Source organism: Mesorhizobium sp. B283B1A, from assembly GCF_020165735.1.
Classification (GTDB): domain Bacteria; phylum Pseudomonadota; class Alphaproteobacteria; order Rhizobiales; family Rhizobiaceae; genus Mesorhizobium; species Mesorhizobium opportunistum.
Genome location: NZ_JAIUIQ010000041.1, coordinates 1 through 13,130, shown reverse-complemented (window position 1 = coordinate 13,130; position 13,130 = coordinate 1). Strand labels below are relative to the sequence as shown.

The window sequence follows — 13,130 nt, the reverse complement described above, 5'->3', positions numbered from 1 at the left end:
TTGCGCGGTGTTGGGCTGCGACGGTTTCGAACTTTTTGAAAAAAGTGCGTGCAAAAATGTCGACTTCCATCCGGCCCGACCGTCCTGCGGGCGGCCACGGGGTTGTGGCCGGATGGAGGTTCACATGGATAATCTGTTTTTCGCGCCGTGGAACAACCCGGGCCGCAAGGCTCAGCGACGGCAAGACTTCTGGCTGGATCCGCCGGCGTCCGGTTTCGGCAGGCTGCTGGCGGCTGTCGCCATCATCGCGGTCGCGGCGTGCTTTCTCGACCACGCGGCGGCGGTCGACGGCAAGGCTGACATGCTTGTCGCGGCATCCTATGATTCATCGCAGCACGGGAGTTCGAAATGAAATATGTCTGCCTGGTCTATGGTGAGGAGAAAGACCTCTACGCGCTGACCCCGGAGGGGATGGCCAAGCTCGATGCCGATTCGCTGGCCTATGACAGGTCCTTGGATCAAGCGGGCAAGCTGATCATCGCGCAGGCGCTGCAATCGGTGAGGACGTCGAAGTCGGTGCGACGGCGCGAGGGCAAGCGCCTGATCACCGACGGCCCTTTCGCCGAAACCAAGGAGCAGCTGCTCGGTTTCGTCATGATCGAAGCCGACAATCTCGAGCAGGCGCTGGACATCGCCGGCGACATTCCGCTGGCTGAACTGGGCACCATCGAGGTGCGCGCGATCTACAATGTGCCGGGATGATAGGCAGGATTGTTTGCCTGCGGCCCAACGGAATAGGTGCTGACGGAGCGGCCGAGATTTCTTCGCCGTTGAAGCAAGCCGAGAGTTCTCCTATCGTCGCGGGATCTTGGGGGAATCCGACATGCCTTTCCTGATTGCTGTTCTTGGCGTGCTCGGAGCGGCCGCGCTCTGGTGGTACCGGATGAAGGCCATGAACGAGGCCGCGCGTGACGTTGCCGATGTGATCGGCCGGGTCCAGGGCTCCGTGCGTCGCAAGAAACTGCGCAAGCAGGCGGCCCTGTCGCCGCTGACGGCGATCGACGACCCGGTGGTGGCGGCGGCAACGCTCATCACCGCGATCGTCTCCGAGAATGGGCCGGTGCTGCCGCAGCGCGAGGCCGTCATCCGGTCGGTGATCTCGGAAATCGCCGACAAGAAGAAGACCGACGAGGCGGTGATCTACGCCAAATGGGCGGCCGCGCAGATCGATGACACGACCATCGTCATCGACAAACTGGCGCCGTTCCTGCGCGAGCGTCTCGACGTGTCGGAACGCAACGATCTCCTGCAGATGGTCAACCGCGCCGCCCAGGGCGGCGAGAAGCGCCTCGAGATCGCCGACCAACGCATTTTGCGGCTGCGGCAGAAGCTCGGTTTCGAGGTCAATTAGGCTTGACCGCACACCCTGGTGTGTCCGCCCGTGAGACGGTCAGATCGCTTCGCCCTTCAACAGGCGCGGCGTGCCGGCGGACAGTCCCGACGCCTGGCGGATGAAGAAATCCTTCAGGCGCGGCATGCGTTCGACGAGGCCGAGGCCGATGTCGCGGACGGTGCGCAGCGGGGCGATGTCGTTGGAAAACAGCCGGTTCAGCACGTCCGTTGTGATGCCCATCTGCACCGTGTCGAAACGGCGCCATTGCTGGTAGCGCTCGAGCACGTCGAGCGCGCCGATATCCTGACCGAGCCGGTCCGCCTCGACGATCACCTCGGCGAGCGCCGCCACGTCCTTGAAGCCGAGATTGAGGCCTTGGCCGGCAATCGGGTGGATGCCGTGGGCTGCGTCGCCGGCAAGCGCGATGCGCGGGGCGACGAAGGCACGCGCGATGGTCAGGCCGAGCGGCCAGGCGCGCGGCTTGTCGGCGACGCGGATTTCGCCGAGCTTCAGGCCGAAGCGCAGTTCGAGTTCGTGCTCGAAGACGAGATCGTCGCCTTCCACGAGCGCCTTGGCATCCTCCGCGCGTTCGACCCAGACGATCGACGAGCGGTTGGTGCCGTCCTCGTCGGGTTTCAACGGCAAGGTGGCGAAGGGGCCGGCCGGTAAAAAGTGCTCTTCGGCGCGGCCATTGTGCGGGCGTTCATGCGCCACGGTGCAGACGATGCCCGACTGGCCATAGTCCCACTTCACGGTTTTGATGCCGGCCATGTCGCGCAGCTTCGAATTGACGCCGTCGGCGGCAACCAAAAGCCGTGCCGTCAGCGCGGCACCGTCGGCCAGATGCACAGACATGCCGGCGCTATTGGTTTCGAAGCCTTGCACGGCAACGCCTTCGATGATGTCGATGCCGAGCTTTTCGGCCCTGGCCCGCAAGGCGCCGTTGAGCGCCCGGTTGGCGACCATATGCGCGAAAGGCTCGCCCGGCGCCACTTCGCCGCCGAAGGTCAGGAAGATCGGGCGCACCGGATCGGCGCTGCGCGAATCGGTGATGATCATCTCGGTGATCGCCTGCGCCTGCGGCGCGATCTCGGCCCAGACGCCGAGCTGGTCGAGCATGCGGCAGGCGGCCGCGGCGATCGCCGAGGCGCGGCCATCCCTTTGCCAGGCGCCGGCGGGCGCGGCATCGACCAGCGCCACGGCAAGGCCCGGGCGGGCCTGCTTCAGCGAGACGGCGGTGGCCAGGCCGACATAGCCGGCGCCGGCGACGAGGACATCGAGCCCGGATCTGGTCTTGGCGTCCGCCTTGCGTTCCATAGTCTTGGCTCCTTGCGCGTCGACCGGGGCTTGCGCCCTTGACGGCTCGTTCTTCCTGTCGGAAACCGCCATAGCAATTTTGAGGCGAGGTCACAAAACATGACGGCGGCCATGGACGAGCTTCTCGGCATTCTCGACCTCGAGAGGCTGGAACACAATCTGTATCGTGGTCGCAGCCCCCAGGTGGAGTGGCAGCGCGTGTTCGGCGGCCAGACCATCGCCCAGGCCCTGGTGGCGGCGCAGCGTACGGTGGAGCCGGACCGCTTCGTGCATTCGCTGCACGGCTATTTCATGCGGCCTGGCGACATCAAGGTGCCGATCATCTACGAGGTCGACCGCATTCGCGACGGCGGCTCCTTCACCACCCGCCGCGTGCTGGCGATCCAGCACGGACAGGCGATCTTTTCGCTGGAAGCCTCGTTCCAGGTCGACGAGAAGGGGCTCGAACACCAATTCGCGCTGCCCGACGACGTGCCGCCGCCGGAAGGCCTGCAGACGCAGCGGCAGCTGCTCGAAAAAGCCGAGCGCGTGCCGGACGCGGTACGCCGCTTCTGGGCGCGCGAGCGGCCGCTGGAGCTCAGGCCGGTCAATCTCCAGCACTATGAAAGCCGCGACAAGCTGCCGCCCCGCCAGAATGTCTGGATCCGCCTTGCCGGGCCGGTTCCCGACGACCGCGCGCTGCAGTCGGTGCTGCTTGCCTATCTCTCCGATATGACGCTGCTCGACACCTCGACCTTCGCGCATGGGCGCGGCCTGTTCGATCCCGATATCCAGGCGGCGAGCCTCGACCATTCCATGTGGTTCCACCGGCCGCACGCGCTCGACGGCTGGCTGCTCTATGCGCAGGACAGCCCGTCGAGCTCGGGATCGCGCGGCTTCAGCCGCGGTACGCTCTATGCACGCGACGGCACGCTGATCGCCTCGATGGCCCAGGAAGGCTTGATCCGGCTCAAGCGTTGAGCAATGCGAGTCTTGTTTGAGCAGGATCTCTGGACAAACGAAAACCGTTTGTCCGCGAAAACCGGCTCCGTGTTTCGGTCCCATGCACAAAGCCGGCGAAATAGGCAATTTCGAAAAATTGCACATTTTTTGTGCATACGCTTTGACGTGCCTGCGTGCACGAGGCGGCCGACAGCCTCTCAATCCTTTTGTTTACAACGGGTTAATGTTCTGCCTCCGCAATTGGCATGAAGCTTGAATCCCTGTTGGCACTCTCCGGCTCTTTGGGATCGGTGAAGTCGTGCAAACGCGGGTCACCGCAACAGCAAAGGGTGAAACCTTATGAAAATCGTGATGGCAATCATCAAGCCGTTCAAGCTCGACGAGGTACGCGAAGCGCTGACCGCCGTCGGCATCCAGGGCCTGACCGTCACCGAAGTCAAAGGCTACGGGCGTCAGAAGGGGCATACGGAAATCTATCGCGGGGCGGAATACGCGGTCAGTTTCCTGCCGAAGATCAAGATCGAGGTCGCGGTCAGTGGCGACATGGTCGACAAGGCCGTCGAAGCCATCACGGCGGCCGCCAAGACCGGCCAGATCGGCGACGGCAAGATCTTCGTTTTCGGCATCGATCAGGCGGTGCGCATCCGCACCGGCGAAACAGACACCGACGCGCTCTGAGCGGCGAACACGTATTCCAATGGAGAGTTCAATGAATATTTCTTCTACCTTGAAGACGACGGGACGCGCCGCCCTTTTGGGCTCGCTCGCTCTCGCAGCGTTGGGCAGCGTCGCCGCCGTCGCGCAGGAAGCGGCCCCGGCCGCGGCGGCCGCCGCGCCAACGCCAGTGCTCGACACCGGCAACACCGCCTGGATGCTGACCTCGACGGCGCTGGTGCTGATGATGACCATCCCCGGCCTGGCGCTGTTCTACGGCGGCATGGTGCGCAAGAAGAACGTGCTTGCCACCATCATGCAGAGCTTTGCCATCACCTGCCTGGTGACGGTGCTGTGGTTCATGTTCGGCTATTCGCTGGCCTTCTCCGACGGCGGCGGCATGAACAGCTATATCGGCGGCGCCTCGAAATTCTTCCACCATGGCATCACGACCTCGTCGTTGTGGCTGCCGGGGGTCGCGAACATACCCGAGTTCGTCTTCTCGATGTTCCAGATGACCTTTGCCATCATCACCCCGGCGCTGATTGCCGGCGCCTTCGCCGAACGGTTCAAATTCTCGGCACTGCTGATCTTCATGGCGCTCTGGCTGCTCATCGTCTACGTGCCGATCGCGCATTGGGTCTGGGGCGGCGGCTTCCTCGGCTCAGCTGGCGTGCTCGACTTCGCCGGCGGCACGGTCGTCCACATCAATGCCGGTGTCGCGGGCCTGGTCTGCGCGCTGGTCCTGGGCAAGCGCGAAGGCTACGGCACCACCAACATGGCGCCGCACAACCTGGTCTATTCGGTGATCGGCGCCTCGCTGCTGTGGGTCGGCTGGTTCGGCTTCAACGCCGGTTCGGAACTGGCGGCTGACGGCCTTGCCGGTGCGGCCATGCTCAACACCCAGGTTGCCACCGCCGCGGCGGCGCTGGCCTGGATGTTCGCCGAATGGATCGTCGCCAAGAAGCCTTCGGTGCTCGGCATCATCTCGGGTGCCGTCGCCGGCCTCGTCGCGGTGACGCCGGCTTCCGGCTTCGTCAACCCGACCGGCGCCTTCATCGTCGGCATCCTTGCCGGCGTCATCTGCTACATCTCGGCGGTCAAGGTGAAGCACATGTTCGGCTATGACGACTCGCTGGACGCCTTCGGCGTGCACGGCGTCGGCGGCGTGGTCGGCGCCCTGCTCACCGGCGTGCTGGCCGATCCCGCGATCAACAGCCTGTCGTCGGGCGCTTCGCTCGGCAAGCAGATCTACGGCGTCGCGGTCACCATCGTATGGACGGCCGTCGCCACCTTCGTGATCCTCTATGTCGTCAAGGCTCTGGTTGGGCTGCGTCCGACGACCCAGGAAGAGGTCGAGGGTCTCGACATCTCCCAGCATGGCGAAGTCGTGCCGTAAGGCCGGCTTGGCCAACGGGACCGGCGGATCCTCCTCCCGCCGGTCCCCTGCCTGTTCCACGCAATCGCGGGCGGCAATGCACTTGCACCCTGCAATTGCCTCGAAGAAGATCCCGTCGTGACACTCCCGAAAGGAGTTCACGCCTTGAGGCCCGGATCGCATCCGGGCCTCTTTTTTTTGGTGCAGGCATTCTGCCGCTGCCGGGATTCACGCAATCACGTTCGCGTGAACAAGTTTTTCGAGGAAACATCGACCGCCCAGGCCCCGAACTGTGGGGACGAATCGCCGTTCCGACGATCGCTTTTTAAACACAGGGAAGGAATTTTCTCATGAACTTCAAGAATATCTGCCTCGGGGCACTCGCGCTTTCCATGGTCAGTGGCGTGGCACTTGCCGGTGCTCTCGACGAACCGGACAACATGGCGCCGTTCTTCACCGATTCCAGCATGAAAACCATGAAGCCGATGGAAGAATTCAAGGCCGCCTTCATGGCCATGCCGAAGGAGAAGCAGGACGCCATGATGAAGGAATGCCAGGACGCGGCGATGAGCAAGCCTCATGCCGAGTTCTGCGCCAATGTGAAGGCGCTCGGCGGGGCCAACAAGTAACACGCTGCCCGATCCCAAAACGAATGGATGGCGGTCCAACGCGCCCGCCATTTTCATGCGGCTGGGTTGGCCGGAAGATTTTCATGCAATGGGAGTGGCTCCACCGGCCTTATAGTTAATGCAGCCTTAACCTTCCCACGGCTAGTCTGGCCTCCGAATCTGCCGGAGTGCGTCATGCGCTCGGGCCGGGCAATCACTGACGGGGAAGAGCATGCGTTCAGGGGCTTCAGCACCGCTCGCGATGGCCGATACGGGGCACGGCATCCAGGCTTTCGCGCGACGCCAGGTCGGCCGGCTTGTCGGCGTCGGCCTGTTCCTGACTGTTGCCTTCGGGATCGCCAGCCTCGCCACCTGGAACGTTGCCGATCCAAGCTTCTCGCACGCGACGAACAACATCGTCACCAACGCCATGGGCTATGCCGGCGCGGTGTTCTCCGACCTTGCCATGCAGTTTTTCGGCCTCGCCGCGGTTGCCGCGCTGGTTCCGGCGGTCATCTGGGGCTACCTCCTGTTTTCGGCGCGCGGCGTCGACAGGCTGCCCAAGCGCGGTCTCTACTGGTTCGGCTTCGCGCTGCTTTGCGCCGCGATCGCCGGCTGCATCGTCCCGCCCAAGACCTGGCCGCTGCCGACCGGCCTCGGCGGCGTGTTCGGCGACATGGTGCTCAAGATTCCCGGTGTCCTCATCGGCGGCTATCCGACCGGGCTGATCGCCAGCGTGCTTGCCGTGCTTTTGGCCGCGCCGGCGCTCTGGCTGTTCGCCTACGGCGCGGCGCTGACCGGACGCAAGAACGGCTTCGCCGTCATGGAAGAGCCGGCCGCCGCTGACCCGCGCGAGGACGAGCTTTTGTTCGACAATGACGAGGATGAGGGCGACGAGGGCATATTGGCGCTGGGTGCGATCACCCATTGGTGGCTCTCGTTGCGTGCATGGATGCACCGCCGCGCCATGCGCCGCCAGCGCGAGCGGGACGAGTACGAGCCGGAGATGGAGCCGCGCGCCAGCGCCTGGCGCCGTGCCGCCGAACGGGTCGAATCGGCCGAGTTCGCCGAATCACGCATGAGCCAGGACGGCCGCGCCCGCGTCGAGCCGGAATTCTTCGCCGCCATGGTCAATGACCGCAGCGTTTCCGTCGATCCCGACGATGACGACATCTTCGACCGCGACGACCGGGACATGGATTTCGACGACGAGCCCGTCGCCCCGCGCCGCGCCGCGTCCACGGCCAAGGTGCAGCAGTTCCGTTCCGATGCCGCCACCCGCGTCGAGGCGCCGGCGCCGCGCCCGGCCCCGGGCGCTCGCGTCCAGCGCGAGGCGCAGACATCGATGATCGGCTCGGACACGTTCGAGATGCCGTCGCTGCATTTCCTGTCCGAACCGAAGAACGTTGCGCGAGACCCAAGTCTCTCCAAGGATGCGCTGGAACAGAATGCGCGCCTGCTCGAAGGCGTTCTGGAAGATTTCGGCGTCAAGGGCGAGATCATCGCCGTCCGCCCGGGTCCCGTCGTGACGCTCTATGAACTCGAACCGGCGCCGGGCATCAAATCGTCACGCGTCATCGGCCTTTCCGACGACATCGCCCGCTCGATGAGCGCGATCGCCTGCCGCGTCGCCGTTGTGCCGGGGCGCAACGCCATCGGCATCGAACTGCCGAACGCCAAGCGCGAGACGGTGTATCTGCGGGAAATCATGGCCAGCCGCGACTTCGAGACCACCAAGGCCAAGCTGGCGCTGGCGCTGGGCAAGACCATCAATGGCGAGGCGGTCATCGTCGACATCGCCAAGATGCCGCACGTGCTGGTCGCCGGCACCACCGGCTCGGGCAAGTCGGTCGCCATCAACACCATGATCCTGTCGCTGCTCTACCGGCTGACGCCGCAGGAATGCCGGCTGATCATGATCGACCCGAAGATGCTGGAACTCTCCGTCTATGACGGCATCCCGCATCTGCTGACGCCCGTCGTCACCGATCCGAAGAAGGCGGTCGTGGCACTGAAATGGACCGTGCGCGAGATGGAGGACCGCTACCGCAAGATGTCCAAGGTCGGCGTGCGCAACATCGACGGTTTCAACGCACGCGTCCAACAGGCCGAGAAGAAGGGCGAGAAGATTTCGCGCACGGTTCAGACCGGCTTCGACCGCCAGACCGGCGAGGCGATCTACGAGACCGAGAATCTCGATCTCGAGCCGATGCCCTACATCGTCGTCATCATCGACGAAATGGCCGACCTGATGATGGTCGCCGGCAAGGACATCGAAGGTGCGGTACAGCGCCTGGCGCAGATGGCGCGTGCCGCCGGCATCCACGTCATCATGGCGACGCAGCGTCCGTCGGTCGACGTCATTACCGGCACCATCAAGGCCAACTTCCCGACCCGCATCTCCTTCCAGGTGACGTCGAAGATCGACAGCCGCACCATCCTGGGCGAGCAGGGCGCCGAACAGCTGCTCGGCATGGGCGACATGCTCTACATGGCCGGCGGCGGCCGCATCCAGCGCGTGCACGGCCCCTTCGTCGCCGACGAGGAGGTGGAAAAGATCGTTGCGCATCTGAAGCTGCAGGGCGTGCCGGAATATCTCGACGCCATCACCGAGGATGACGACGAAGATGATGACGAACCGTCCGGCAAGGGCGGATCGGGCGGTGGTGGCGGCGGCAATTTCGAGGATTCCGACGACCCCTACGACCAGGCGGTCGCCGTGGTGCTGCGCGACGGCAAGGCGTCGACCAGCTATATCCAGCGCCGTCTCGGCATCGGCTACAACCGCGCCGCCTCGATCATCGAGAAGATGGAAAAGGAAGGCATTGTCGGACCGGCCAACCATGCGGGAAAACGCGAAATCCTGGTGCCGACCGAAGACGACAAATTCTGACAAAGGGGCGTTCGCGGCAACTTTGAACTTTCTGGCGCGTTCATGGCACGAAGCAGCGTTCGCCCGGTCAAACTTAAGCCCAACTGGGGGTCCACCACAGCCACCAAATCAGGAATCAGACGAGAGTGACCGATATGAAAAACGATCTTTCAGTGCTCAGCGATCTTGCCCCGACACGCCGCCAACTGCTCGGCCTTGGCCTTGCCTTCGCGGGTGCAGCGGCCATCAATTTGGTGCCCGGGTTCCAGCTGCTGGCCTCGGCGCAGGCGGCCGTGCCCGCTGCCGCGCAGAAGATCGCCGACCATTTTTCCGCGGTCAAATCGATGAGTGGCGAATTCGTCCAGTTCGGCCCCAAGGGCGAGCAGACCGGCGGCAAGTTCTTCCTGGAACGGCCGGGCAAGATCCGCTTCAACTATGACGGCTCGTCGAATTTCAAGGTGATCTCCGATGGCAAGTCGGTGGTCATCCTCAACAAGAAAATGAACACGTCCGATCTCTATCCGCTGTCGAAGACGCCACTGAAACTTTTGCTCGACGACCGCATCGACCTCTCCGGCGACCGCGTCAAAAGCGTCAAGCAAGAGGATGATCTCACCACCATCCAGCTTTCCGACAAGTCGGTGTTCGGCAATGCCCGCATCACCATGATGTTCGATCCGAAGACCTATGACTTGCGCCAGTGGACGATCACCGACGCGCAGGGCAAGGACACCACGGTGATGATCTTCAACACCAAGGAAGGCGTCAGCTTCGCCCCGGACACCTTTGCCATCGACTATACGGCGAACCGCGAGCTGAATACGAAGACAAGGTAGTTTCCGTCGCTGCGGCAAGGTTTTTGGGCGTTAGCGCTGCCCCTCATCTGGCTGCTGTCCAGCCGATAGATAGGTAACACTTTGGACCGGATACATAGGTAACACTTCTCCCCCTATTCGTCCGCCGCAGCGCCAAGCGGTTTGGTTGGCGCGGCGCTGCGGCCCGGCCAGCTTCTTTCTCTCCGTTTACGGGGAGAAATGCCCGGCAGGACAATGAGGGGCGGCGCTGAGATTGGCGGTTAGCCCCCGCTTGTTTTTATATCGCGCGGCTGGCAGTAGTTCGGGAACCAACTTCATAGGGCACAATGTCCTGTCCGGCCGTCCTAGAGCTGGCGGGGCTTGCTCTGCCCCGGACTGGATTCCCGCATGCCCTTTTCCATCGCCACCTGGAACATCAACTCCGTGCGCCTGCGCATGCCGATCGTCGAGCGCTTGCTGGTCGAGCAGGCACCGGATGTGCTGTGCCTGCAGGAAACCAAGGTTCCCGATGAGCTGTTTCCGGAAAAGGCATTCCGCAAGCTCGGCTACGAGCACATCGCCTTCCACGGCCAGAAGGGCTACCACGGCGTGGCGACGGTGGCGCGGCGGCCGATCGCGGTGGTCGAGAAGCGCCGCTTTTGCGAGATCGAGGACAGCCGGCACCTTTCGGTGACGGTGCGGGCCGGCGGCAAGACGATCCTGGTGCACAATTTCTACGTTCCGGCGGGCGGCGACGAACCAAACCCCGAGATCAACAAGAAATTCAAGCACAAGCTCGATTTCGTCGCCGAAATGAACGCCATCCGCGCCGAGCATGACGAGGTGTCGGCTTCGGTCCTGGTCGGCGACCTCAACATCGCGCCGCTCGAACATGATGTCTGGTCGCACAAGCAACTGCTCAACGTGGTCAGTCACACGCCGGTCGAGACCGAGAACTTCGAAGCGATGCGGGTGGCCGGCAATTGGGTCGACCTGATGCGGCTCAACGTACCATCAGAACAGAAACTCTACACCTGGTGGAGCTATCGCGCGCAGGACTGGGAAGCGTCGAACCGGGGCCGGCGGCTCGACCATGTCTGGTCGTCGCCGAACCTGGTGCCAAGTTTCACCGGCTACGAAATCCTGCGCCTGGCGCGCGGTTGGGAACGCCCGTCGGACCACGTGCCGGTGATTGCGCGGTTCGATCTGGACTAGCTCACTCCGAAAAGCGTGGCGCCAGTTTCTCGATGCGGCGGATCATCGCCTGGAATTCCTCGGATATGCGCTCATGCAACTTCACCGCGACTTCCGGATATTCCTCCAGGATGCGGCGGAACATCTTGCGGCTGAGCCGGATCACTTCCGAGTCGATCTCGGCCGACGCGCTGGTCAGCCGGTTGGTGTCGGCGATCAATGCCAGTTCGCTCAGGATGGTGCCGGGGCCGGCCGTGCCGATCGGGATGCGCGCGCCATTCTGCTCGCGGTAGAGCACGATGCGCCCGCTGACCACGATATAGGCTGAATCGGCCTCGTCGTCCTCGCGGTAAAGCTTGTGGTTGGCTTGCAGCACGGTGTTCTCGGCGCCGAAGGCGAGCAGGCGCAATTGTTCCTGCGTGAAGCCCTCGAAGAGCCTCACGGCGGACAGGATGCGGATGTCGTCATCCAACGCCATCTCTAGCTGCGTCCCCGAACGGTCAGTCCAATCCCTCCTTCACGAGCAGACCCTGAATCCCCTCCGACAGGATCGCACCCGAAAGCGGTCCCGCCCAGACCGCTCATTGGATAATGAAATGTTTAAGGAACCAGCTTGTAGCCACCGCTTTCTGTCACAAGAATTTCCGCATTGGAAGGATCGCGCTCGATCTTCTGGCGCAACCGGTAGACATGGGTTTCCAGCGTGTGCGTGGTGACGCCGGAATTGTAGCCCCAGACCTCCTCGAGCAGCACGTCGCGCGTCACCACCTTCTGGTCGGCGCGATAGAGATATTTGATGATCGAGGCTTCCTTTTCCGTCAGCCGCACCTTGGCGCCGCGCGGGTCGATAAGCAGCTTCTGGCTGGGTTTGAAAGTGTAGGGGCCGACCGAGAAGGTGGCGTCCTCGCTCTGCTCATGCTGGCGCAGCTGCGCGCGGATGCGTGCCAGAAGCACCGCGAAACGGAACGGCTTCGTCACATAGTCGTTGGCGCCGGCCTCGAGACCGAGAATCGTGTCCGAATCGGTGTCGTGGCCGGTCAGCATGATGATGGGCGCCTTGTAGCCGCCCTTGCGCAGGATCTTCACTGCCTCGCGGCCATCCATGTCGGGGAGGCCGACATCCATGATGAGCAGATCGATGAGGCCGCCGCGCGCCGTGTTGACGCCTTTTGCCGCAGTCGCTTCCTGCAGCACGTCGAATTCCTCGTAGAGGGACAATTGCTCGACCAGTGTGCCGCGCAGGTCGTCATCGTCGTCGACGATCAGGATGGTGCGTGAAGTCATGGATCAATCCGTTGTTTTGAAAAGTGAATTCAGTTGACCGCTGCGTATTTATGCGGAAGCTGGCCGGCACAACAGCCGATCACAGTGATTTGTTCCGTGGCACGATCATACAAGAAAAAACGCGATCGCAATGCAGCCGGCGCAATTTTGGTAAAACGGCTGCGTGTGCTGACCGTGCGGGCGAGGCCCGGGCACCCAACCCAGGGCCTGCTGCAGGCCGGAAACACGGTGTTTGCCTGCGCGCTGGGGCGTAGCGGCATCTCGGCCGACAAGCGTGAGGGCGATGGCGCCACGCCGCTCGGCTCGATGCGGGTGCTGTCAGGCTATTTCCGGGGGGATCAGTTTGCCGGCGCGCGCCGGACCCGGCTGGCGATGACGCCGATCGGGCCCGATCTCGGCTGGTGCGAGGTGCCTGATGACCGCAACTACAACCGTCCGGTCAAGATTCCCTATGGCGCCAGCCATGAACGCATGCGGCGCGACGACCGGCTCTATGACGCCTGCCTGGTGCTCGACTGGAACATCGCCCCGCGCCGCCGCGGGCGCGGCAGCGCGATCTTCTTCCACCTGGCGCGGCCAGGCTTCACGCCGACGCAAGGCTGCGTCGCGGTGACGGCGCGGACCATGGCGCGGCTTTTGCCACTGCTGTCGGACAGGACGGTGGTCAGGGTGGTGAGGTAGGCAGTAGGCAGTAGGCAGTAGGCAGTAGGCAGTAGGCAGTAGGCAGTAGGCAGTAGGCAGTAGGCAGTAGGCA

General features: G+C 63.4%; 14 protein-coding genes. 11 read left to right on the top strand and 3 right to left on the bottom strand.

Annotation, left to right across the window (positions count from 1 at the left end; translation table 11 throughout):
* The first annotated feature begins 124 nt into the window (after positions 1-124).
* From LB577_RS26775 to LB577_RS26765, 3 genes are all read left to right on the top strand, one after another.
* Positions 125-352 carry a hypothetical protein gene (locus LB577_RS26775; RefSeq protein WP_224689606.1) on the top strand — a complete coding sequence of 76 codons (228 nt, stop codon included), beginning with the start codon at positions 125-127 and terminating at the stop codon, positions 350-352.
* Positions 349-702, top strand: coding sequence for a YciI family protein (locus LB577_RS26770; RefSeq protein WP_224689605.1), 354 nt, complete (start codon positions 349-351; stop codon positions 700-702). The genes LB577_RS26775 and LB577_RS26770 overlap by 4 nt, the downstream gene beginning before the upstream one ends.
* A gap of 121 nt (positions 703-823) precedes the next feature.
* On the top strand, positions 824-1,351 hold the full coding sequence (locus tag LB577_RS26765) for a hypothetical protein (protein WP_023778867.1): 528 nt from the start codon (positions 824-826) through the stop codon (positions 1,349-1,351).
* Positions 1,352-1,390: 39 nt separating this feature from the next.
* Here the strand turns inward: LB577_RS26765 and LB577_RS26760 are convergent, their stop codons facing one another.
* On the bottom strand, positions 1,391-2,650 hold the full coding sequence (locus tag LB577_RS26760; protein ID WP_224689604.1) for a ubiquinone biosynthesis hydroxylase: 1,260 nt from the start codon (positions 2,648-2,650) through the stop codon (positions 1,391-1,393).
* 99 nt (positions 2,651-2,749) lie between these two features.
* Between LB577_RS26760 and tesB the strand changes: the two genes are divergently transcribed.
* From tesB to LB577_RS26725, 7 genes are all read left to right on the top strand, one after another.
* On the top strand, positions 2,750-3,610 hold the full coding sequence (gene tesB / locus LB577_RS26755; RefSeq protein ID WP_023765925.1) for an acyl-CoA thioesterase II: 861 nt from the start codon (positions 2,750-2,752) through the stop codon (positions 3,608-3,610).
* Between the two features lie 321 nt (positions 3,611-3,931).
* Positions 3,932-4,270: a P-II family nitrogen regulator gene (locus LB577_RS26750; RefSeq protein ID WP_023765926.1), complete on the top strand. Its 339-nt coding sequence runs from the start codon at positions 3,932-3,934 to the stop codon at positions 4,268-4,270.
* A gap of 49 nt (positions 4,271-4,319) precedes the next feature.
* Positions 4,320-5,645 carry an ammonium transporter gene (locus tag LB577_RS26745; protein ID WP_411969340.1) on the top strand — a complete coding sequence of 442 codons (1,326 nt, stop codon included), beginning with the start codon at positions 4,320-4,322 and terminating at the stop codon, positions 5,643-5,645.
* 329 nt (positions 5,646-5,974) lie between these two features.
* The gene (locus tag LB577_RS26740) at positions 5,975-6,253 is read left to right on the top strand and encodes a hypothetical protein (RefSeq protein WP_013892294.1); all 279 of its coding nucleotides are present in this window, start codon (positions 5,975-5,977) and stop codon (positions 6,251-6,253) included.
* Positions 6,254-6,464: 211 nt separating this feature from the next.
* Complete coding sequence (locus tag LB577_RS26735; RefSeq protein ID WP_224689602.1) at positions 6,465-9,125, top strand: DNA translocase FtsK; 2,661 nt, start codon at positions 6,465-6,467, stop codon at positions 9,123-9,125.
* A 134-nt stretch (positions 9,126-9,259) separates the two neighbouring features.
* Entirely contained in the window at positions 9,260-9,940 is a 681-nt protein-coding gene (locus LB577_RS26730; protein ID WP_013892296.1) for an outer-membrane lipoprotein carrier protein LolA, read from the top strand.
* A gap of 366 nt (positions 9,941-10,306) precedes the next feature.
* A complete protein-coding gene (locus LB577_RS26725) occupies positions 10,307-11,113 on the top strand; it encodes an exodeoxyribonuclease III (protein WP_224689601.1) in 807 nt (268 codons plus the stop codon).
* Between the two features lies 1 nt (position 11,114).
* Here the strand turns inward: LB577_RS26725 and LB577_RS26720 are convergent, their stop codons facing one another.
* The gene (locus LB577_RS26720; RefSeq protein WP_023765931.1) at positions 11,115-11,570 is read right to left on the bottom strand and encodes a Crp/Fnr family transcriptional regulator; all 456 of its coding nucleotides are present in this window, start codon (positions 11,568-11,570) and stop codon (positions 11,115-11,117) included.
* Positions 11,571-11,692: 122 nt separating this feature from the next.
* Positions 11,693-12,376 carry a response regulator transcription factor gene (locus LB577_RS26715; RefSeq protein ID WP_023765932.1) on the bottom strand — a complete coding sequence of 228 codons (684 nt, stop codon included), beginning with the start codon at positions 12,374-12,376 and terminating at the stop codon, positions 11,693-11,695.
* A 144-nt stretch (positions 12,377-12,520) separates the two neighbouring features.
* Between LB577_RS26715 and LB577_RS26710 the strand changes: the two genes are divergently transcribed.
* Positions 12,521-13,057 carry a L,D-transpeptidase gene (locus LB577_RS26710; protein WP_198028439.1) on the top strand — a complete coding sequence of 179 codons (537 nt, stop codon included), beginning with the start codon at positions 12,521-12,523 and terminating at the stop codon, positions 13,055-13,057.
* Positions 13,058-13,130: the final 73 nt, after the last annotated feature.